The sequence below is a fragment of the Wenyingzhuangia heitensis genome, from assembly GCF_011762155.1.
Classification (GTDB): Bacteria; Bacteroidota; Bacteroidia; order Flavobacteriales; family Flavobacteriaceae; genus Wenyingzhuangia; species Wenyingzhuangia heitensis.
The window spans coordinates 310,838-333,899 of the sequence record NZ_JAASQL010000001.1; the positions used below are offsets into that span (position 1 = coordinate 310,838).

13 protein-coding genes are annotated in these 23,062 nt (G+C 31.0%); 2 read left to right on the top strand and 11 right to left on the bottom strand.

Features of this window, described 5'->3' with window-relative positions; genetic code table 11:
* The 11 genes from FHR24_RS01350 to FHR24_RS01400 form a co-directional block, all read right to left on the bottom strand.
* Positions 1–1,041 carry a VWA domain-containing protein gene (locus tag FHR24_RS01350; RefSeq protein ID WP_167182756.1) on the bottom strand — a complete coding sequence of 347 codons (1,041 nt, stop codon included), beginning with the start codon at positions 1,039–1,041 and terminating at the stop codon, positions 1–3.
* 2 nt (positions 1,042–1,043) lie between these two features.
* Entirely contained in the window at positions 1,044–2,045 is a 1,002-nt protein-coding gene (locus FHR24_RS01355) for a vWA domain-containing protein (protein ID WP_167182758.1), read from the bottom strand.
* Positions 2,032–2,967 carry a hypothetical protein gene (locus FHR24_RS01360; protein WP_167182760.1) on the bottom strand — a complete coding sequence of 312 codons (936 nt, stop codon included), beginning with the start codon at positions 2,965–2,967 and terminating at the stop codon, positions 2,032–2,034. Before FHR24_RS01360 ends, FHR24_RS01355 begins: the two co-directional genes overlap by 14 nt.
* 1 nt (position 2,968) lies before the next feature.
* A complete protein-coding gene (locus FHR24_RS01365; protein WP_167182762.1) occupies positions 2,969–3,835 on the bottom strand; it encodes a DUF58 domain-containing protein in 867 nt (288 codons plus the stop codon).
* Positions 3,836–3,944: 109 nt separating this feature from the next.
* Positions 3,945–4,934 carry an AAA family ATPase gene (locus FHR24_RS01370; protein WP_167182764.1) on the bottom strand — a complete coding sequence of 330 codons (990 nt, stop codon included), beginning with the start codon at positions 4,932–4,934 and terminating at the stop codon, positions 3,945–3,947.
* A gap of 155 nt (positions 4,935–5,089) precedes the next feature.
* Complete coding sequence (locus FHR24_RS01375) at positions 5,090–7,360, bottom strand: glycoside hydrolase family 3 N-terminal domain-containing protein (protein WP_167182766.1); 2,271 nt, start codon at positions 7,358–7,360, stop codon at positions 5,090–5,092.
* Between the two features lie 116 nt (positions 7,361–7,476).
* Complete coding sequence (locus tag FHR24_RS01380) at positions 7,477–8,916, bottom strand: hypothetical protein (protein WP_167182768.1); 1,440 nt, start codon at positions 8,914–8,916, stop codon at positions 7,477–7,479.
* 349 nt (positions 8,917–9,265) lie between these two features.
* Positions 9,266–16,576, bottom strand: a complete 7,311-nt coding sequence (locus tag FHR24_RS01385; RefSeq protein WP_167182771.1) for a leucine-rich repeat protein — start codon at positions 16,574–16,576, stop codon at positions 9,266–9,268.
* 364 nt (positions 16,577–16,940) lie between these two features.
* Positions 16,941–17,687, bottom strand: a complete 747-nt coding sequence (locus FHR24_RS01390) for a UDP-2,3-diacylglucosamine diphosphatase (protein WP_167182774.1) — start codon at positions 17,685–17,687, stop codon at positions 16,941–16,943.
* Between the two features lie 3 nt (positions 17,688–17,690).
* Positions 17,691–19,244: a S41 family peptidase gene (locus FHR24_RS01395; protein ID WP_167182777.1), complete on the bottom strand. Its 1,554-nt coding sequence runs from the start codon at positions 19,242–19,244 to the stop codon at positions 17,691–17,693.
* On the bottom strand, positions 19,231–19,665 hold the full coding sequence (locus FHR24_RS01400) for a deoxycytidylate deaminase (protein WP_167186849.1): 435 nt from the start codon (positions 19,663–19,665) through the stop codon (positions 19,231–19,233). The genes FHR24_RS01395 and FHR24_RS01400 overlap by 14 nt, the downstream gene beginning before the upstream one ends.
* Positions 19,666–19,792: 127 nt before the next feature.
* On the opposite strand from FHR24_RS01400, the gene FHR24_RS01405 reads away from it, so the two are divergent.
* Complete coding sequence (locus FHR24_RS01405) at positions 19,793–20,701, top strand: formylglycine-generating enzyme family protein (protein ID WP_167182780.1); 909 nt, start codon at positions 19,793–19,795, stop codon at positions 20,699–20,701.
* 58 nt (positions 20,702–20,759) lie between these two features.
* The gene (locus FHR24_RS01410) at positions 20,760–22,991 is read left to right on the top strand and encodes a tetratricopeptide repeat protein (RefSeq protein ID WP_167182783.1); all 2,232 of its coding nucleotides are present in this window, start codon (positions 20,760–20,762) and stop codon (positions 22,989–22,991) included.
* Positions 22,992–23,062: the final 71 nt, after the last annotated feature.

Consider the following 23,062-nt stretch of genomic DNA (forward strand, 5'->3'; position numbering starts at 1 on the left):
CTACTTTTCATTTTCATTAAACAAATTCACACTTTTCACCCATTTTGTTTTCTTTTCAAAAACAAACAAATCTAACAATAACCACAAAACCCCTAGTCCAATAAACCATTGGAATTGACTTTTATAATCTGAAAATTGTTTGGTTTCAAATTCTGTTTTTTTAGCTTTAGACAACACATCTATAATTTTATTTACCGACATAGCTGTTCTGTTTCCATCTACATAAAAACCACTAGCACTTTCCGCTATTTCTTGTAAAACCTGAGCATGCCTTTGGGTAATTACAACTTCTCCATTTTTATCTTTTTTTAAGCCTTTTTTATAACCGTTAATCATGTCTGGAATTACACCTCCTTTTTCGGTTCCAACTCCAATGGTAATAACTTTTATTCCTTCGTCAGCTAATTCTTTTGCTTTTTCAATGGTGTTTTCTTCATGATCTTCTCCGTCAGACAAAATCACTAAATATTTATTGGTTTGTTCTTGATTATTGTAGTAATTTTTAGCAGAACTTAATGCTTCATTAATAGCTGTTCCTTGACTAGAAACCATATCTGGTGTTGCATTTTTTAAAAACAACTTAGCTGCTGCATGATCTGTAGTAATAGGCAATAAAGGATAAGAATTACCTGCATAAATAATAATTCCAATTCTATCGCTCCCTAGTTGATCAATGGTTTTTAGAATAATTTGTTTTGCTTTTTCCAATCGGTTGGGTGCAATGTCTTCTGACAGCATACTTTTAGAAACATCTAAAGCAAACACAATATCTACCCCTTCTCTTTTAACAGTTTCTAGCTTTGTTCCTATTTTTGGGTTGACCAACGCAATTACCAAACTTGCAATTGCCAAAGCTAAAAACACATACTTTATTGTGGCTTTGTATACCGAGAAATCTGGAGCTAATTTTTGTAATAACCCAGCATTTGCAAAAGCTTTTTGTGTGCGTTTTTGCCACCAAAATTTGTATAGCAAAACCACCAATAAAAATGGAAGTAATGCAAGGGCATAAAAATATATAGGTTCTTCTAATCTTTGCATAACTATATAAAACTTTTAAATAAAGTGTTTTTTAACAAATACTCTAAGGCCAATAAAGCCAATGCTGCTAAAACTAAATTTCTATACAGCTCTTGGTAATTGTAATATTTAAACTCTTCTATTTCTGTTTTTTCTAACTTATCAATTTCATCATAAATAGTTTTTAACTTGGTGTTAGAGGTTGCTCTAAAATATTTACCACCTGTTTCTTCTGCTATGTATGTTAATAATTTTTCATCTATTTCTACTTGCATTGGTTTGTATAACAATCTACCCTGATAGTCTTTAGCATAAGGCATTTCTGCCATTCCGTTAGTACCAATACCAATTGTATATACTTTAACACCAACTCCTTTTGCCAATTCTGTAGCGAGCTTAGGGTCTACAGATCCTGCTGTGTTTACACCATCTGTTAACAAAATAATTACTTTACTTTTGGCTTTGCTATCTTTTAATCTGTTTACAGCAGCACCCAAACCCATACCTATAGCGGTACCATCTTCTATACCTCCATACTCTATACTTGCAATGGTTCTTTTTACAATTGATTTATCGCTTGTAATGGGAGTTTTGGTATAACTTTCTCCCGCATACAATACCACACCAATTCTATCGTTAGGACGTTTGTCTACAAATTTTTCTGCAACATCTTTTAATGCTTCTAATCTATTTGGCTTTAAATCTTTTGCCAACATAGATCCAGAAACATCGGTTGCCATTACAATATCTATTCCCTTATTTTTTTTGTTTTTGGTTGTAACTGCAACATTTCTAGGTCTTGCCAATGCCACTATTAACAAAGTAAGTGCTAACAATCTAAATGCCCACAAACCACGGTACAAATATGTATAAAGCCCTGATTTTTGAATGGATTTAACAGAGGAAACAGATAATTTTGCTTGATTTCTATTTCTGCTGACATATAACCATGCCGCTAACAAGGGTATAATGATTAATCCCCATAAAAACAATGGGTTTGTAAATTCAAAATTACTGTACTTCATTTTCTTTTACCGTCTTTTTAGAGGTTACAATTTTATGAATGGTTTCTATCACCGCTTCAGCATCGTATTTATGCCCTTTGATATCTCTTTCTAGTGGTTTTTGTTTGGCAAATTTTACAAAATCTGCTTGTGACAAAAGACCTTCTAGTTTTTCTAAAATATCTTTATCTAATCCTAATTTTTGTTGTTTGTTTTCTCCTTTTAATAAATCCATCAATTCTTCTGTGGTAGTTTCTAAGGCCTGAACAAACAATTCATCTCCAATATATTTTCTTACAATATCTGTTAACTCAGAGTAGTATTCTTTTATCTGATTATTTTGCCACAATTCTTTTTCTTCTAATTGTTTTAATTCTTTGGTTGCAGCTATATATGGTGGGATTTTAGGAATAACAACCTCTTCTTTTTCTTCTTTTTTACGGAATAAAAAGTACAAGGCAACTATAAACAAAGCAATTCCCAAAAGAATGTATACGTAATTTTGATAGCGATACCAAACTTCTCCAAACGTATAACTTTCTGTTTCTTGCCCTTTGGTTTTGTAATAAGGAGCCAATTTAGTAGTATCTACAGCCACGGTGGCTACATTTATCAATAAAGAATCTGTAAAATAGGCTTTGGCATCTAAAAAAACTTGTTGTTTTTTAATATAAAAAGAACCACTATCAAAACCTGTAATTAAGTACTTTTTTAAAATTTTATTGTTTACTGTATCCGCTGGTAAATCCTCGGCTACCTCTAAACCTTCCAATTCTAATTTGGTAAACGTTACTTGTTTTCCTTTTGGAACTTGAATACTATACGTTAATTGTTCTCCTATTTTAATATGGGTAGTATCTACTTTTATAGTGATAGATGGTTCTGTTTGAGCCATAATAACTACACTAAATATGCAACAAATACTAGTAATGAAATACTTCATATTATCCTCGTTGTTTAAAGTATGTCAATAATTTTTTTGCGTAATTCTCTTCCGTTCTACAACTTAAGACTCCTGCACCACTCTTTTTAAAAGCAGTTTCAAAATTTTCTTTCCAGGTGTAGAACTGTTTTTCGTAATGGGTACGAACCTTTTTAGATGATGTATTTACCAAAACAGTTTCTCCGCTTTCGGAATCTAACATAGGAACCAATCCTAATTTTGGCAATGTTTCATCAAATTGATCATAAACTCTTACTCCGGTAACATCGTGTTTATTTCCTAAAATTTTTAAGGTATGTTCATAACCATCATCCATAAAATCGGACAAAACAAAAACAATGGCTTTTTTTCTCATGACGTTAGACATGTATTTTAAAGCTTCGTTAATGTTTGTTTTTTGACTTTTAGGTTCAAATTCAATCATCTCTCTAATGATTCGTAGTACGTGACTTTTTCCTTTTTTGGGCGGAATGTACAATTCTATAGCGTCAGAAAACAATAACAAACCTACTTTATCATTATTTTGAATAGCCGAAAAAGCTAGTGTTGCTGCAATTTCGGTAAGTGTTGCTCTTTTAAATTGTTCTTGAGTCCCAAAATTTCCAGAACCACTAATATCCACCATCAACATCATGGTTAGTTCTCGTTCTTCTTCAAAAACTTTTACATAAGGCTCATTGTAACGAGCGGTTACATTCCAATCTATGCTACGGATATCATCACCAAACTGATATTGCTTTACCTCGCTAAAAGTCATACCACGTCCTTTAAAAGAACTGTGATATTCTCCTGAAAAAATATGATCAGACAAACGACGTGTCTTGATTTCTATTTTTCTTACTTTTTTTAAGATTTCTTTGGTATCCATGTTTTTTTAGTAATGAGTATTAAGTACAAAGTATTAAGTCAAATATGAGTAGTATAAATATTAAGTACTTTTTAATCTATGTACTTAATACTATATACTCTGTACTAAACTAAGGTACTTCTACTACGTTTACTATTTGGTTAACAATATCTTCTGCAGTTACATTTTCTGCTTCAGCTTCATACGTAATTCCTATACGATGACGTAAAATATCTAACACAACAGCTCTTACATCTTCTGGAATTACATACCCTCTACGTTTGATAAAAGCGTGACATTTAGCGGCTTTGGCTAATGAAATACTACCACGAGGAGAGGCTCCAAAAGAAATTAATGGTTTTAAGTTTGCCAATCCATATTTTTCTGGATAACGAGTTGCAAAGATTAAGTCAAGAATATATTTCTCGATTTTTTCATCCATGTAAACCTCTTGAACAACTTTACGAGCATTTATAATTTGCTCTAAAGAAACCACAGGATTTACTTTTTCATAAGCTCCAGATAAGTTTGCTCTCATAATTAATTGCTCCTCTTCTAACTTAGGATAATCAATTACTACTTTTAACATAAAACGGTCTACTTGTGCTTCTGGCAGCGTATAAGTTCCTTCTTGATCTACTGGGTTTTGAGTTGCCATTACCAAGAAAGGTTCGTCTAATTTAAAGGTTTCATCACCAATGGTTATTTGACGTTCTTGCATGGCTTCTAACAATGCTGATTGCACTTTTGCAGGAGCACGGTTAATTTCATCTGCCAATACAAAATTTGCGAAAATTGGACCTTTCTTAATAGAAAAATCATTTTCTTTCATGTTATAAATCATCGTTCCTACAACATCGGCAGGCAATAAATCTGGAGTAAACTGAATACGACTAAAAGCTCCATCCACCGCCTTTGCAAGTGTATTAATAGCTAATGTTTTTGCCAATCCTGGAACTCCTTCTAATAAAATATGTCCGTTTCCTAACAATCCAATCAACAACCGGTCAATCATGTGTTTTTGACCTACAATAACTTTGTTCATTTCTAGGGATAACAAATCCACAAATGCACTTTCTCTTTCGATTTTTTCGCTGATAGCTCTTACGTCTACTTCCATTATTTATAAGGTTTTATTCTTAATACAGTTGTTTGCAATCAATTTGTGTACCAAAATACAATATTGATTGCAATTATGTAAATTTGACAGAATTTTTAAAAACAAAAAAAGTCAAGAAATAATCTTGACTTTTTTGATATCACAATAATAAGAAATTATTTTACATAGTTAATTACGGTTTGTTTATTTCCAATTATTAATCTAAAATTTCCAGGTTCTGTAACTCTTTGTAATTGCTGATTTACAAAAGACATATCTTTGGCATTTAATTGAAATGTAACCGTTTTGGTTTCTCCTGCTTTTAGTGCTATTTTTTTATACTTTCTAAGTCTTTTTACACTAGGAGCAATGCTAGCATATTCATCTTTAGAATATAATTCTATCGCTTTTTTTCCATCTCTTTTTCCTGAATTTGTTACAGATATAGAAATTTTTATAGTTTCATTTCCTTGAATTTCTTTAGATGATACTTGAATTTCTCCAAAACTAAACGTTGTATAACTTAGACCAAAACCAAATTCCCATTGAGGGTAAAAAACAGCAGGTTTATTTCCTTTTAAATCTTTATGAGTTTCCGAAAATTTATGATCGTAAGTTAAAAGATCTCCTGTAGCTCTAGGGTAGGTGTAGGGTAATATTCCGTTAGGGTTGTAATCTCCAAACAACACATCAGCTATCGCATTGGCTCCCTGACTTCCTGGCCAATAAGCTTGTAAAACACCTGCAATATTATCTACAAAAGAACTTACAATTCTTGGTCTTCCTTCTGTCATTACTAAAATTACAGGTTTTCCCGTTTCTATAGCTGCTTTGGCCAATTCTATTTGATTGGCATCTAAGGTCAAATCATCTATACTTCCTGGAGATTCTGCATATGCGTTTTCTCCCAAACACAACACAATATAATCTGCATTTTTAGCATTTTTATTTATTAAATCTGTCTTAAAATTCTTTGGATTTTTAAAATCTGAAAAAGAACCATCAATTACGTTTTTAGTTCCTATTTTTTCTTGAATTGCCTGTACAATGGTTACTTCTTGTTCAGGATATAAATCTTCTCGTTGTCCTTGCCAAGTATAAGACCAACAACCATTTAAGCATGCATGAGAATTTGCCCCAGGCCCCATTACCAATACTTTTTTATTTTTTGATAAAGGCAAAATATGATCTGTGTTTTTTAACAACGTAACAGATTCTCTAGCCGCCTCTAAGGCTGCATTTTTATACGATTCTTGTCCAAATAAATCAATAGCTTCTTTTTCTGGATAAGGATTGTCAAACAAACCTAGGTCAAACTTTAATTTTAAAATTCTACCTACAGCCTCATCAATTCTTTGCATAGAAACTTCTCCGGCATTTACCAATTCTATCAACAAATGATAAAAAGAGTAGTTTGAAGGAACCATAGACATATCTATTCCGGCATTTACAGCTATTTTAACAGCTTCTTTTGGGGTTTTGGCAATCTTGTGTTTGGTGTGTAATCTAATTATGTCTTCCCAGTCTGAAACAGCGACTCCTTTAAATTTAAACTGATCTCTTAATACTGTTTTTAATAAATATTCGTTTGCATGACCTGGCACACCGTTTAGGGTTCCCGAATTGATCATAATAGTTGCAGCACCTGCATTTACAGCCGCTTTAAATTGAGGTAAGTAATATTCCCACAATTCAATATCTGATAAATAAGCAGGAGTTCTATCTTTTCCAGATTTTGGGGCAGAATATCCAACAAAATGCTTCATGCAAGAAGCTACGCTATTCACAGATTTTAAATCATCTCCCTCGTAACCTTTAATGGTTTCTATTCCCATATTTGTAACCAAAGTAACATCTTCTCCAAACGTTTCTGGAAAACGAGACCACAATTGCTGACGACCCACATCTAAAACAGGATCAAAATTCCAACGGATTCCAGAAGCTCTAACTTCTTTAGCGGTAATTTGTGCAGCTTGTTTTACCAAGGCATCATTTCTAGTAGCTGCCATTCCTATATTATGAGGAAATAGGGTTGCATTTAAAGTATAACCTGCTCCGTGAATAGCATCTATTCCATACAAAACAGGAATATTATGTGGTGTCTTTTTTGTAGCATTTTGTAATTGGGTAATTACATTTCTCCAAGCACCTGCTTCTAAAGCATGGTTCACAGAATTTAACACAGAACCAATATTGTATTTTACAATACTATTTTCAAGATTTTTTTTAGGAATTACCGTATGTTCTGTAATTTCTTTTGTTCTAAAAACTTTGTTTAACGTTAACTGAGTCATTTGACCCACTTTTTCTTCTAAAGACATTAATTTTAAAAGACTGTCTACCTTAATATCTGTTTTACTTTTGATGGGTTTTTTAGTATCCGAACAAGATGTTACCGTTAAACAAAATAGAAAAATGAAAAAAAGACTCTGAAAAAAAAACTTCATACTTAAAATATTTGAAGTCTAAAAATACTGTAAATAACAACAGTATAAATTTTTAAAAGAATATGAGTTAGGTATTTAACCTTATGTTGCTTAAATACTATTTTTATCTTTACTTTTTATTTTTTTTCAATAGAAATAGCACTAATTTGATATTCACAATCTTTAATTAAAGTTTCATCAGCAGGTTCTATCCTTATCTGAATAGAGTTTAAGCCTAATTGTAAATAATCATGATAATTTGAAGCATGATTTTGGTTTCTTAAAGCAAAAGACAAAATGTTTTTTTTACCTCCTTTATCCTTTGTTACATTTACAAATTTGACAATGTCATTATCCCTATTGTTGTTAAATGTAAAAGTCAACTTAATAGATTTATTCCCTATTTTACAGTGTTTTATACATAATTGGTAATCGTTTACTACATCTGCCACTTTAAAGTAAATGTTTAGATTTAATACTTTGTTTGTTTCTGAAAACTTTGCCACTAATGAAGTTTCTACCACACTAAAAAGAGCAGGAGTTGGATATTTTCCTCCGTTATAAGTAGTATTATCTTCCATTAATAAAGTATTACAAGAAGAAGCTATTTTAAACGGTGCACTAATAGGAAGTGTTGTAAATTTATTAGAGATAAAATTAACGATCGGGCTAGATGAAACTATAACATCTAATGCCATTATTGGTAAATTAATTGTAGTAGTTAAATCTATATTGTCTTTTTTTTGCAATAAAATAGGTTGTTTTTCAGCGTAAATATTTATTTCCTTATTTTCAATAAAATGTGATGCTTTGCTATAAAAAATATTATGCATAATTTCTATTTCGTCTGATGCCGAGTTTTTAAGTGAAATTAACCATGTACCCATCCTAACAAAATTAGATCCAAACAATAAAGACTGAGAAGGAGGCACTAGGTTACCTACATCAAAAAGATGAGTATTAGTATCTGTTGGGGCAATTAACTTGTGTTTTTTCTTATTATTTAGAGTGGTGTTTTTTGTTTTTGATTTAATTACACCCCACGGATGTTCTTCTGCAAAAACACGATTAGTCTCTTCATTTAATGAATCTGCAACTCCATGTGCTTCTAAATCTATAACACTCATTAAATTAGAGTTTAATACATTCTGATTTTTATAAATAGAAAACCCTGTCTCAGAAATACCATCATCGATGAATTCTACTGAACCAGATTGCTTTACTTTTGTCTTTACTTTTTTAGAAGTGTAATCTAAAAATTGCGATCTACTAACTACGTTATCTCTATTATTAATATCAATAAATGTTTTAACTAGAGTGGGGTAGTTCTTATAAGAGTTTTTTTGGTTACTTGAAGTAATACTTAAGTTATTTGTAATAACTATTCTTTGTGTAGAGTGTAATACAAACTGTCTATTTGAAAATTTATTTACAGAATTAAATTCTTTAGCTTGTATATTGTCATATTTGCTTACTCTATAATCTACAACTAAATAGCCTAATATGTTTGTTTTATTATCTGGGTCTGGTAGCTTATAATAAACAGAAAACGAATTTGGATCACTTTTTTTAAACATACTGAAAAGACTTAAACGATTAAATTAACAACTTGAAAAGGCCGTATTTTACTATGATGTTTATTTGTACTATTATTTTTCATATTAAACACCCGTTTAACAAACCTCTTATGAATTAGTAAACTAATACCTTACTTAAAATTTATATTAAGTATTAAAACAAAAGTAGTCTCTTCAAAAAAAAAGCAATAGACCATTCAGACAAATCAATAGCCTAATCAGACACCTTGATGATATTTTAAACAATAAAATCACTCTAGCTTAAAATTATCTATAAAACTAACTTTTATAAAAAAATCCCATTTAGTTGTCACTAAATGGGATTCTTATAATTTGTATTAGTTCTTCTCTATTGTTTTATAAACCTTTTTAAAATAGTTCCTTTATTCGTTTCTATTTTAATTAGATAAACTCCGTTTTCTAATGTTGTTATATTAACTTGATTGTTATTAACAACTGTTGAATACAATCTTCCTAAATTAGTTATTACTGTTATTCTGTTTACCGTTACAGTAGTGTTACCTATAATCTCAATTTGGTTACTTGTAATTTTAACACTAATTTCTTTATTAATTGTATTGTTATCAGTATTCAAAGTATCCTCCTCAGTAGTTTTAAAATCTTTCCAAACTTCAGCTAATTGATACGTGTCTTTAGCAGATGTACTAGGTGTTTTTAAGGTTATGTTATTTAATGTAAGTCCCTCAAAAACATTTTTACCGCTAATATCTACAGGGTTTGGGTTTTCAACAATAATTGTTTCTAATTTGTTACAATTTGCAAAAGCCCCTTCTCCAATACTTATTACTGCTTCTGGAATTGTAATACTAACCAAACCACTAGAAGAAAAAGCGTAGTCACCAATACTTGTTAAAGAATTACTAGTTTCTGTAGTAGTTTTGTTTACCCTACTGTATTGATTCGTAATTTTAGATGATGAAGTCTCTTTGTTTTGTTCACCAAAAGTAACAACTTCTAAACTAGTAGTGTCTGCAAAAGCACTTTCTCCAATACTAGTTACTGTATCTGGAATAAGCACTGTTTTTAAATTGGTCGCATTTTTAAAAGCTGATGCCCCTATTGTTTTTAAATTAGTAGCTCCTGATAAATCTATACTTGTAATATCGGTATTATCTTTAAAAGCATCGTTTGCAATAGCAGTTACCTTATAAACATTACCATTAAAAGTAACTGTAGCAGGAACTGTAACAGAACCTGTATGGAGACTATTAAAACCTAACTCTACATTATTAGTAGTTTCATCTGTAATATTAAAATCAAGATTGTTTGCTGTAAATGACACACAAATTCTAAAATCTTGCCAAACACTTGCTACCTCATAAAGTTCTTTTGATGCAATATTAGGTACTTTTAATGTTATATTCTCTAATGTAAGACTATTAAAAACATTAGAATTAAGACCTGCAATTGGTGTTGTGTTTTTTACAATAACATTTTTTAAACTACTACAACCAGAAAAAGTATAGGATCCAATACTAGTAACTGCACTACCAATGGTAACACTCACTAAACTACTACAGTTATTAAAATTAGAGGATTTAAGATCTGTTAATGAATTTCCTATAACAGCTGTGGTTAAACTAGTACAACTAGAAAAAACACCATTCCCTATACTTGTTACTGAGTCTGGAAGAATAATACTTGTTAAACTACTAGAACCTCCAAAGGCAAAATCATCTAAATTGGTTACTGAATTTGGAAGCGTTACCGTTAATAAGTTGGTACAACCTGAAAAGGACTCTTGACCTATTGTTTCTAAATAAGTTGCTCCTGATAAATCAACACTTATAATATTGCTGTTTTGTCTAAAGGCTTTGTCTGCAATACTAGTTACTTTATAAGTCGTTTTACCATCAGTAACCGTACTAGGAATGGTAACTGTTGTTCCTGCATATTCAATATTATCTCCTAATTCTACCGTTTTATTCGCTAAATCTGTAACCTTATAAGTAATACTCTCAAACATAAATATGGGTGCTACTATAGGATTAAAATCTTTCCAAACAGCTGCAGTTGAATAAGCAGATATTGCAGAGCCACTAGAAACATTTAACGTAATGTTACTTAAAGTTAATCCTTCAAAAACAGTAGCATTGATACTTACGGGTATTGGATTTTTTGCTGTTACGCTTGTAAAACCTGTACAGTTTTTAAAGGCAGCATCTCCTATAGTATTTAAGGTATTTGGAAGCGTTAATTCTCCAGTTAATTTACTACAATTTAAAAAAGCAGAGGCTTCAATAGTTGTTACTAAACTAGGAAAACTTAACGCTCCTGTTAATTCTGTACAACCTGAAAAAGCAGCCGCTCCAATCGTTTTTAAACTTGCTGCTGCTGATACATCAAGAACTGTAATCGTGGTATTGTTTTTAAAAGCATTTTTAGAAATACCTACAACATTGTAAGTAACACCTCCTTCGTTACCTCCTCCAACATCACCAAGACCTCCGTCATCGTAACCTCCGTCTCCAAAGCCACCATCACCTCCAAAGCCACCATCATCAATACCATCTCCACCACCTTGGTTGGTCGTTGTGTTAGGGTCGGTTACCGAATCTGGAATGCTAACCATTGAGTCTGCAAAAGAAGTATTATCTCCTACTTCTACGGTATGATTGATAGGATCCACAATTGTATAAATAAGACCTCCAACGGTAAATTCTGGTACTGAAATAGTCTTAAAATCTTGCCAAACTAAAGCTAACTCATATGCTGTTTTAGCCGTTGCATTAGGAACATTTAAATCAACAGTACTTAGTGTAAGTCCTTCAAAAACATTTGATTCTATAGACACTGGCACTGGGTTTCTTACGGCAACACTAGTAATAGCAACACAGCCTGAAAAAGCACGCTCTCCAATACTTGTAACCAAACTAGGAATACTTAAAACCCCAGATAATTGTGTACATCCTGAAAATGCAGCTTCTCCAATTGTTTCTAATCCAACAGCTTCTGAGATGTCAAGATAGGCAATATTAGTATTGTCTTTAAAAGCATTCTTTGTGATGGCTGTTACTTTGTACGAAATGTCTGTACTTGGGTCTGTTACTTTTTCTGGAATTTTAACTGTTATTTGAGTATAATTAGTATTATCTGCTACTGCTACCGTATTATTAGCAGAATCTACAATACTATAAACAAGACCGTCAACAGTAAATTTTGTGTTTAAATTATCATCTTCTTCAATACTTTTAAAATCTTGCCATACTGATGCTGCCTCATACAATGCTTTGGCTCCTCCTGGAACTTTTAAAGCTATATTCGCTAAAGTAACATTGCTAAAAACAGCAGTATTAATAATTACTGGTGTTGGATTTTTTACCTTTAAACTAGTTAAACCTGTACAAAGCGTGAAAGCATTTGTTCCAATAGCAGCCACCATACCCGGAATGGTAAGAGAGGTTAAACTATTACAATTGTAAAAAGTATAAGATCCAATACTCTTTATTGCTTCTGGAATATTAATACTTGTTAGAGCACTACATTCCGAAAAAGCAGCTTCTCCAATAGTAGTTAAAGACTCTGGTAACGTTAAATCACCTGACAATCCTGATTTATAAAAAGTTCCTGTTCCTATAGCTGTTATTGAACTACCTAGTGTTAGACTGGTTAAATTACTAGTTTCCACAAAGGCATAATCTCCTATACTTGTTACTGCATCTGGAATATTTAAAGTTGTTAAACTTGAACAACCATAAAAAGCATTACTACCAATAGTTGTTACCGTATCTGGAATATTAATACTTGTTAAACCTGAACACCCATAAAAAACATACGGCTGAACACTTGTAATAGCTTGTGGAATGTTAATAGCTGTTAAACCACTACATTCTGAAAAAGCAGCATCTCCAATACTAGTTATAGACTCTGGTAATGTTAAACTACCTGACAGTCCTGATTTATAAAAAGCTCCTTTTCCTATAGTAGCTATAGAAGTACCTAATGTTAGATTGGTTAAATTACTAGTCTCAACAAAAGCATAGTCTCCAATATTTATTACTGCATTTGGAATGGCTAAAGTTGTTAAACCTGAACAACCATAAAAAGCATAATTTTCTATATTTGTTAAAGATTCTGAAAGAACAAGACTTGTTAATCCATTGCACTCTGAAAAAGCAGCTTCTCCTATTTTTACTATAGAATTTGGAAGAATTAAATCTCCGCTTAATCCTGATGTATAAAAAGCTCCCAAACCAATGGTTTTTATAGAGTCACCTATTGTTAAATTAGTTAAATCTTTGTTTCCTACAAAAGCATAATCTGCAATACCTGTTACAGTATATTCAATACTACTATCAGTATCTGTAACAGAGTTAGGAATGTTTGCAGCTCCAGTATAAGATCTATTATTTCCTACTATTGCTGTTTTATTTGTTTTACTTGTTACAATATAATTGATGTTATCAACCGTAAATAACGTACTTAAACTTTCGTCTTCTATTATACTTTTAAAATCTTTCCAAACAGCTGCTACCTGGTACAAAGCTTTAGTTGTATAAGGTATTTTTAACTCTATTTCAGCTATATCAACATTATTAAACACAGCAGGGTTAATACTTGTTGGTGTAAACATTTTTACACTTACACTTGTTAATCCTGTACAAGAATCAAAAGAAAAATCTTTAAGACTTGTTAGAGATTCTGGAAGCACAATATTTGTTAATCCCGTACAACCACTAAAAGTGTAAGTTTCAATACTGGTTAAAGATTCAGAAAGCTCTATACTTGTTAAACCAACACATTCTGCAAATGCATACTCTCCAATACTAGTTACAGACTTTGGAATAATAATATCTCCTGTTAACCCTGATTCTTTAAATGCATTTTTTTCAATACTTGTTATAGCATCTCCTATCGTTATACTTGTTAAACTACTAGCTTCTGAAAATGCATTTTTTCCTATACTAGTTACTGAATATTCTATAAAAGTATCTGAATTTGTAATTTTATTAGGAATTATTGCTACCCCTACAAAACCTGTATTAATTCCTACTTTAACTTTTTTATTAGCTGAATCAGTAATAATATATTTAATTCCATCCACTGTAAATTGTGGACTTAAACTTTCATCTTCTGTAATCGTTTTAAAATCTTGCCATACAGCTGCTGCCTCATACAATGCTTTGGTTCCAATAGGAACATTTAAATCTATAGCACCAATAGTAACATTATTAAAAACACTACTGTTGATACTAATAGGAGTTGACATTTTTACCCCTATACTAGATAAATCAACACATCCTGAAAACGCATTATTTCCTATACTTGTTATTGTTTCTGGAAAAACTATATTTGTTAAACCTATACATCCTGAAAATGCAGAGTCTCCTATACTAGTTACAGAAACAGGCAATGTTATTCCTGTTAAATTAGTATCATCTAAAAAAGCAGAATTTCCTATACTATTTACAGTGTACTCAATAGTAGAATTTTCATCTATAACAGTACTAGGAATTACAGCCGCTCCCACATAAGCAGTGTTTTTTGCCACAGCTACTATCTTGTCAACTGTGTTAATTACAATATAATTGATTCCATTAACTGCAAATTGTGTACTTAAACTTTCGTCTTCTGTAATCGTTTTAAAATCTTGCCAAACTGGTGTCGCTTTATGTAAGTCTTTAGAATTAACAAGTACTTTTAAATCTACATTTTCTATAGCAACATTTTCAAAAACATTCGCATTGATAGTTATAGGTTTCAGTATTTTAGAACTTACTGTAGTTAATCCTGTACAATTAGAAAAAGCATTTTCTCCTATTGTTTTTATGGAGTTTGGAATGGTTAAAGTGGTTACCGTTGTATTCCCTAAAAATGCTCCTGTTCCAATACTAGTTACTGTATATTCAATATTAGAATTTGCATCTGTAACTGTATTAGGAATGGTTAAACTTACACCACTATAAGCAGTATTAATATGTACTTCTACTGTTTTTTTAGCAGAGTTTGTAACTACATAATTAACACCATTATCCGTAAAAAACGTACTTACGTTTTCACTATCTACTCCGTTTTTAAAATCTTGCCAAACTGCTGCTCCAGCATATACTGACTCAGTTCCAACGGGTACACTTAAATTTATATTATTAAGTATTGCATTTGCAAAAACAGTATTACTAATATTTAATGGAGTTCTAAGCTTTACCGTTACTTTGGTTAAGCTTGAAGAATAATCTCCCGTAAAATAATCTCCTTTATTCACCATCTCAAAAGCATAGTTTCCAATACTTGTAACAGCATCTGGAATAATTAAGCTTACTAAGTTATTACTCCCTTTAAATGCAGAACCCCCAATACTTGTTAATGAATTCCCTAAGGTTAAACTTGTTAAGTTTAAAGGTTTACTGTCATTAAATAAACTAGATGAATTAGTTGTTGAAAATGCAGAGTCACCTATGCTTATTACAGAGTCTGGAATTACTAAACTTGTTAAATTAATACAACCTTTAAATGCATTAGCACCAATACTTGTTAATGAACTCCCTAAGGTTAAACTTGTTAAATTTAAAGGTTTATTGTTATTGGAATAACTAGAAGAATTAGTTGTTGAAAATGCTGAATCTCCTATGCTTATTACAGAATCTGGAATGGTTAAACTTGTTAAATTGGTACAACCTTTAAATGCGGAAGCTCCAATACTTGTTAATGAATTCCCTAAAGTTAAACTTGTTAAAGTTAAAGACTTATTACTAGACAAACCGTAATCATTAATTGTTGAAAATGCAGAAGCCCCAATGCTTATTACCGAATTTGGAATGGTTAAACTTGTTAAATTAGTACAACCTCTAAAAGCATTGTCTCCAATACTCGTTATTGAATTCCCTAAAATTAATGTGGTTAATTTTAAACTAGATTCTTCACCAATAAAAATATGATCCTTAACGGCTTCAAAAGCAGAAGCTCCAATACTAATTACGGAATTTGGAATGGTTAAACTTGTTAAATTAGTACAACCCTTAAACGCAGCAGCCCCAATATTTATTACTGAGTTTCCTAATGTTAAACTGGTTAAGTTATTATACCTAAAATGTAGGGAATTAGAAGTTTCAAAAGCAGAAGCCCCTATGTCTGTAACAGAATCTGGAATGGTTATGCTTTCTAAACGATGACAATTTTTAAACGCAGAAATACCAATCGTTTTTAAGGAACTACCTAATGTTAATGATCTTATAGAGGAAGAGTTATCTATCGAAGATATTAAAGAACTTCTGATTCCTCCTCCTCCTCCTTCAAAAGCAAAGTCTCCAATACTTATTACAGAATTTGGAATGGTTAAACTTGTTAAAGCTGATTGCTTATAAAAAGCATATTCTTTAATTGTTGTTACCGTATTAGGAATCGTTAAACTTGTCATATCTCCACAATCCTTAAATGCACCTACTCCAATACTAGTTACTGTATAAGTAGTTCCTCCATTAGCAACAGTACTCGGTATATTTACACTATATCCTCTAAAAAAACTTCCAAATCGATCAAGATTATTAACATATTTATAGTAAGAAGTATTGTCTCCAACCTCTACGGTTTTGTTAGCTTCATTGGTAATGTTATAATTAATACCGTCTGCCGTAAATGTTTGTGCCTGTAAGCTTATGATGCTAAACAATAGCAATAGTTTAAAAAGTAATTTTTGTTTCATTTTTTTAGTTTTTAGCTCCCCTTTATACATATAAATAATACTAGTTTTATACAAATATTTTTATCTATATGATTGTTTATTAAACCAATACCTACTATTAAGATTAGTATTAAGTTCTAAAACAAAAGTAGTCGCTTCAAAAAAAAAGTAGTAACCCATTCGGACAAATCAATAGCCCAATCAGACATTATAATAAAAATTAAAAAAAAAATTACTCTTAGTTAAAATAGAACTAGAAAATAAAAGGGCATTCTTAGTGTAAAAGAATAAAATTCCATCTTTTATTACTCTAAATTGTACGCTAAATATTAGTGTTTCAGTATCTAAATCTAGATTAGATTTATTGTTTTTAAAAAGTAGTCTTCTATTTGTATTCTTTAATATCAAACACACCATTTTCTAATACTCCGTAAGTAAAATAGCTAATCCAGTCTCCTGTGTTGATATATTGGGAATTGTGTGGTAAATCAAAAATCATGGGTAAATGACGATGACCAAACACAAAATAATCGTAGTGTTTTTCTTTTAAAACTTCTTTGCAATAAAGTATTAAATGCTCTTTGTATTCTCCTAAAAAGTGAACATCTTCTGCTCCAGAAATGGTTTTGTTTTCTACCGATAAATATTTTGCCAATCCCATTCCTAAATCTGGATGTAACCATTTAAACAACCAGTTAGACAAAGGGTTTACAAAAATTTTTTTTAGAAATTTGTAACCCTTATCACCCGGTCCTAAACCATCTCCATGACCAATTAAAAAAGTTTTATTGTGTAACGTAAATTCTGTAGGTTCTCTATAAACAGGAATGTTTAATTCTTTTTCAAAATAGTCGATCATCCATAAATCATGGTTTCCTACAAAAAAATAAATAGGAATTCCGGCATCTCTAATTTCTGCTATTTTTCCTAAAACACGTACAAATCCTTTAGGAACAACATGTTTGTATTCAAACCAAAAATCAAATAAATCGCCTAATAAAAATATTGCTTCTGCATCTTTTTTTATGGTATCTAACCACTTTACAAACACTTTTTCGCGTTGTAAACTTTTTTCTGCATTGGGAGCTCCAAAATGTTGATCGGAAGCAAAATATATTTTTTTAGCCTTCAATACTTAATCGTTTTGATGTAATATTTTTACTTTTTCTATATAAGAATCTCTTAGTTGTATCAACTTAAAATAAACTTCATCGCTAGTTAATGTAGTAGCAAAGTTTTCTTTTAAAAGTTCTTTTACTATTTCTTGATTTGAAAATTTATAAGGAGCTATGTAGTTTTTAAATTCTTTTAAAATGCTAGCTGTTATTTTAAATTCTTCTATAAAATTAGCATCTGTGTATTTTAATAATTCTTTTCTGTTTTTATCTACGTAATTGTACACAAAATTATTGATTAAATTTAACTCGTAATAATTACTAGAATTGGTTGTGTCTAAAGGAATAAATACATCGGGAGTAATACCACCACCACCATATACAATCTTTCCTTTTGGAGTGGTATATTTTAAAGAATCTATTACTTTAATACTATCTCTAAAAAATAATTCTCCACTTTTATATCTGCTTGCTACTTCATCATCGTAATTGTTATTTCCGTATGGTTTTTGAATAGATCTACCAGTAGGAGTGTAATATCTGGCAATGGTTAAACGCATGGCAGAACCATCATTAAAATCTATTTCTTGTTGTACCAATCCTTTTCCAAAAGTTCTACGACCAATAATGGTACCTCTGTCATTGTCTTGTAAAGCTCCCGAAACAATTTCGCTTGCCGATGCTGAATTTTCATCAACCAACACATAAATATGTCCTTTTTCAAAAGAACCTTTACTTGTTGCTACCGAATTTTTTTGACGTCCTTTTTTATTTTTTGTGTATACTATTAACTTACCATCTGCTAAAAATTCATCTGCCATTTGGTCTGCAATGTGCATATATCCTCCAGGATTTCCTCTAAGATCTAACACCAAATCTTGAATTCCATTATTTTGTAAACTGTCTAAAGCCGTTTTAAATTCATCATATGTAGTCATGGCAAATCTGTCTACTTTTATATACCCTAAATTTTGGGTTAATTTAAAAGCAACTGGTACACTTTTTATAGCAACTTTACCTCTGGTTATGTTAAAATCTATCAAACTTGATTCACCAGGTCTGTATACTTTTACCAATACCTGACTGTCTTCTATTCCTTTTAATTTACTAACAATGTCGTTAGAATTTAGTCCTTTTCCGTAAATGGTATCTTTATCTGCTGTTAACAATCTATCTCCAGCTCTTAATCCTGCATTTTTACTAGGTCCATCTGGCAATACTTTTACCACTACAACCGTATCTTTTTTAACTACAAATTGCACTCCAATTCCTACAAAGTTACCCTCCATAGTTTCTCTAGCATATTGCTGTGCATCTTTAGATAAATAACTAGAGTGGGGGTCTAATTTGTCTAATAAATCTGTAATTAATTCTTCTGTAATTTTATCAGCATCTACATCATCTACATATTCACTTTCTATGTATTTAAGCACTGAACTTAATTTACCTCCTTCTGTTGTATAACTTGGGTTGTATATTTTTCCAACATTTCTAATGTTAAAAAAGCTTCCTAAAATAATACCAAAAGCGATAGACAATCCTATAAAAATAGGAAGGTTGTTATTTTCTTTCATCAATTTCTATTTTCAATAATTCTACACCAGCTTTTCTTAAAAAATCTACCCCTGTAGTATCTTTATATTCATTTGCATACACTACTCTTTTAATTCCCGATTGGTGAATTAATTTGCTACAATCTTTACAAGGTGATAGTGTAATGTATAAGGTAGCTCCGTTGGTAGATTGTGTAGAAGCTGCTACTTTTAAAATAGCGTTAGCCTCGGCATGTAAAACCATCCACTTAGTGTCAAAATGTTCGTCTTCACAACAGTTATCAAACCCAGAAGGAGTCCCGTTATAACCATCAGAAATAATCATTCTATCTTTTACAATTAAAGCTCCAACTTGTTTTCTTTTGCAATGTGACAATTTTGCCCACTCAAAAGCCATTCTTAAATAGGCAGTATCGTATTTTAATTGTTTTTCATCCAGCATTAAACTCATTTCAATTCTTTTCTTTTTTGTTTAAACCATTCAACAAAAATAGTATCTTATTGTTACTTCTTACTAAAATATAGATATAAATAGATAATATTGCATTTATAATAAATAAATAAATAAAATGAACTACTTTTTAGCCATACTTACCACTGTTTTTATATTAACATCTTGTAAAAATGATAAAAAAAACAAAACAACAACTGTTAAAACTGAAACAACTAAAGAGCAAAACACATCTATTAAAAATGTAGACACTTCTAAAATGGTTTTATTTAAAGGAGGATCTATAACCATTGGTGCTAATGATAGAACTGAACTAGAAGCTCCTGCTTTTGAAACTAATGTGCAACCTTTTTATTTAGATATTAATTTGGTGAGCGTAGCTGATTTTAGAAAATTTGTTGAAGCAACAAATTACACTACCGAAGCAGAAAATTTTGGAGATTCTGGAGTTTTTGATTTTGAAAATATTGGATGGAATTTAGTAAAAGAAGTTACTTGGGAATATCCTTTTGGAGTACATGGAGAAAAAGCTAAAAACAACCATCCTGTAACTCATGTAAGTTGGAATGATGCTGTTGCTTTTGCCAATTGGGCTGGTAAAAGATTACCAACAGAGCTAGAGTGGGAGTTTGCAGCAAAAAACGGAAAAAATTTAAAATATCCTTGGGGAAATTCCGTTACAAAAGAGAATAAAATTATGGCCAATACTTGGGATGGAAAAACCATACAAGATCAAACGGTAAAAGATGGTTATCTATTTACTTCACCCGTAGCTAGTTTTCCTAAAAGTAATAGTGGTATACATGATATGGTTGGAAATGTATGGCAATGGACCAGTACTATTTTTGCTCCTTATGATAAAAATATACCTTTTCAGAAAAACACAAATGTTGTTGTTACCAGAGGAGGGTCTTTTATGTATGATCAAGCTTTGGAGTTAAGTTTTACCACCACGTTTAGAGCCCAAAACACTAAAGAATCTTCTTTGTTTAATACCGGATTCAGATGTGCAAAATCTGCTAATTAAATAAAATACTTTTTAGTATTTTATTATTATATTTGACTATCTTTTAAATCCATCTCTTTTGAAAAACATTTATATACTACTATTCACAACTTTGTTATTTATTTCGTGTAAAAACACTAAAGATGAAGGCTATAAAAAAGTAGATCCTATGTCTATTTTTACCAATACAGATAGCATTCCAAATAAACATTATGTAGGTAGTCAAAAATGTAAAGAATGTCATGCAGATCAATTTCAACAATGGGAAGGATCTCATCATGATAAATCTATGCAAAAAGCAGCTAGAGAAAATATTTTAGCCCCGTTTAAAGGAGAAGTTTTTAAAAGTCAAGGAGTAACTTCTACCTTTTTTCAAAAAGAGGGAAAATTCTACGCAAATACAGAAGGTAGAGATGGAAAAAATCATGATTATGAAATTATTTACACGTTTGGATTAACACCTTTACAACAATACATAGTTTTGTTTCCCGATGGACATTACCAATGTTTAAGAACTGCCTATGATACCGAAAAAGAAAAATGGTTTGACTTGTATCCAGATTTTAAAGTAGTACATAGTGAATGGTTGCATTGGAGTAGAGGAGGATTAAATTGGAATACCATGTGTTCTGATTGTCACAGTACCAACGTAAAAAAGAATTACAACGAAAAAGACCATAGTTACGATACCAATTATGCTATTATAAATGTAAGTTGTGAAGCTTGCCACGGACCGGGAAAAGACCATGTTTCTAATGCCGTAATTAAAGGAAATAATTACAAAAATGATGGAACCATGCAAATGACCAATTTGGGTTCTAAAGAATTGGTAGATGCTTGTGCTCGCTGTCATGCTCGTAGAGAAAACATTAGTTTATTTCACACTCCACAAGGTACTTTTTTAGATCATTATTTTCCACAATTAATACGTGAAAATTTATACCACGCAGATGGTCAAATTTTAGATGAAGATTATGTGTATGGTTCTTTTGTACAAAGTAAAATGTACCATGAAGGAGTAAGTTGTAAAGACTGCCACAATGTACACTCTACCCAACGAAAATTTAATGACAATAGATTGTGTTTACAATGTCATGAAGGACCTAAATACGATACTGAAACGCATCACAAACACCCAATGGGAACTGAAAGTGCTTTATGTATTAATTGTCATATGCCAGGGAAACATTATATGGGAAATGATTTTAGAAGAGATCATAGTTTTAGAATTCCTAGACCCGATTTAAGTTTAAAATACAACAATCCAAATGTGTGTTCTGGTTGTCATAAAGACAAAGACGATCAATGGGCATATGATAATTTTGTAAAATTGTATGGAGAGCCTAAAAAAGATCATTTTTCTGATAAATTAGCTCCAGGAATTACAAGAGCAGTAGGTGGTAAGGATAGTTTAATCGCTTTAGTAAAAGACACAACTTATCCTGATATTGCTAGAGCATCGGCAGTATCTAACCTAAATAATTATGTTTCTGAAATAAATATTAATGAAGTTCTTAACTTTTTAAAAGACAAATCGCCGTTAGTAAAAGGAGCTACAGCAGATTTGCTATTTGAATTAAAAGCAGGTACTGATAATTACAAAGTTTTATTGCCTTTATTAAAAGACAAAAAACGAGCTGTTAGAGTAAAAGCCTTTTTTGCATTAAGTGCAGTGCCTAGCTCTAAAATACCAGAAGAATACAAACCTTTTTATGACAAAGTAAGAATTGAATTTGCACAAAATTTAAAAGTAGGAGGAGAGTTTTCTGGTGGTAAAATGAAACGTGCACAATACTACATGGGAGTTGGTAAAATTAGTAGTGCTATTAAAACCTTAGAAGAAGCTTTGGTATTAGATCCAATAAACAATATAGTACGTACTACATTGGCTAATTTATATTATCAGAATAAACAGTATACAGATGCAGAAAATGCCTATAAAACCATTTTAAAACAAGAACCAGGTTTTGGATTGACCAACTTTGATTATGGTTTGTTATTAAATGAAATAGGAAAACCTAAAGAAGCTATTTTACAATTAAAAAAAGCATTAGAGTTTATGCCAGAGAATGATAGAATTGTCTATAATTTAGCTTTGTTATATTTCCAAAATAAACAAACAATTAATGCTGTGAGTGTTTTAAAAGTGCAATTAAAAAGAAACCCAACTAATACCGATTTAATGTATTTGTTAGCATATATCTACAATCAAAACAAACAAGTGGGATTGGCAAAAAAACAGGTTGAAAAATTATTACAATTAGATCCAAACAATCAACAATATTTGCAATTTTATCAAGCATTAAATTAATAGTATAAAACATTCATTCATAAAAAAAGCCACCAAAATTTGGAGGCTTTTTTTTATATTATAATTAATTT

What these genes read in the sequence shown, in the direction of transcription:
- FHR24_RS01350 (WP_167182756.1), bottom strand. Translation starts at nt 1,041, where the DNA reads ATGCAAAGATTAGAAGAACCTATATATTTTTATGCCCTTGCATTACTT.
- FHR24_RS01355 (WP_167182758.1), bottom strand. Translation starts at nt 2,045, where the DNA reads ATGAAGTACAGTAATTTTGAATTTACAAACCCATTGTTTTTATGGGGA.
- FHR24_RS01360 (WP_167182760.1), bottom strand. Translation starts at nt 2,967, where the DNA reads ATGAAGTATTTCATTACTAGTATTTGTTGCATATTTAGTGTAGTTATT.
- FHR24_RS01365 (WP_167182762.1), bottom strand. Translation starts at nt 3,835, where the DNA reads ATGGATACCAAAGAAATCTTAAAAAAAGTAAGAAAAATAGAAATCAAG.
- FHR24_RS01370 (WP_167182764.1), bottom strand. Translation starts at nt 4,934, where the DNA reads ATGGAAGTAGACGTAAGAGCTATCAGCGAAAAAATCGAAAGAGAAAGT.
- FHR24_RS01375 (WP_167182766.1), bottom strand. Translation starts at nt 7,360, where the DNA reads ATGAAGTTTTTTTTTCAGAGTCTTTTTTTCATTTTTCTATTTTGTTTA.
- FHR24_RS01380 (WP_167182768.1), bottom strand. Translation starts at nt 8,916, where the DNA reads ATGTTTAAAAAAAGTGATCCAAATTCGTTTTCTGTTTATTATAAGCTA.
- FHR24_RS01385 (WP_167182771.1), bottom strand. Translation starts at nt 16,576, where the DNA reads ATGAAACAAAAATTACTTTTTAAACTATTGCTATTGTTTAGCATCATA.
- FHR24_RS01395 (WP_167182777.1), bottom strand. Translation starts at nt 19,244, where the DNA reads ATGAAAGAAAATAACAACCTTCCTATTTTTATAGGATTGTCTATCGCT.
- FHR24_RS01400 (WP_167186849.1), bottom strand. Translation starts at nt 19,665, where the DNA reads ATGCTGGATGAAAAACAATTAAAATACGATACTGCCTATTTAAGAATG.
- FHR24_RS01405 (WP_167182780.1), top strand. Translation starts at nt 19,793, where the DNA reads ATGAACTACTTTTTAGCCATACTTACCACTGTTTTTATATTAACATCT.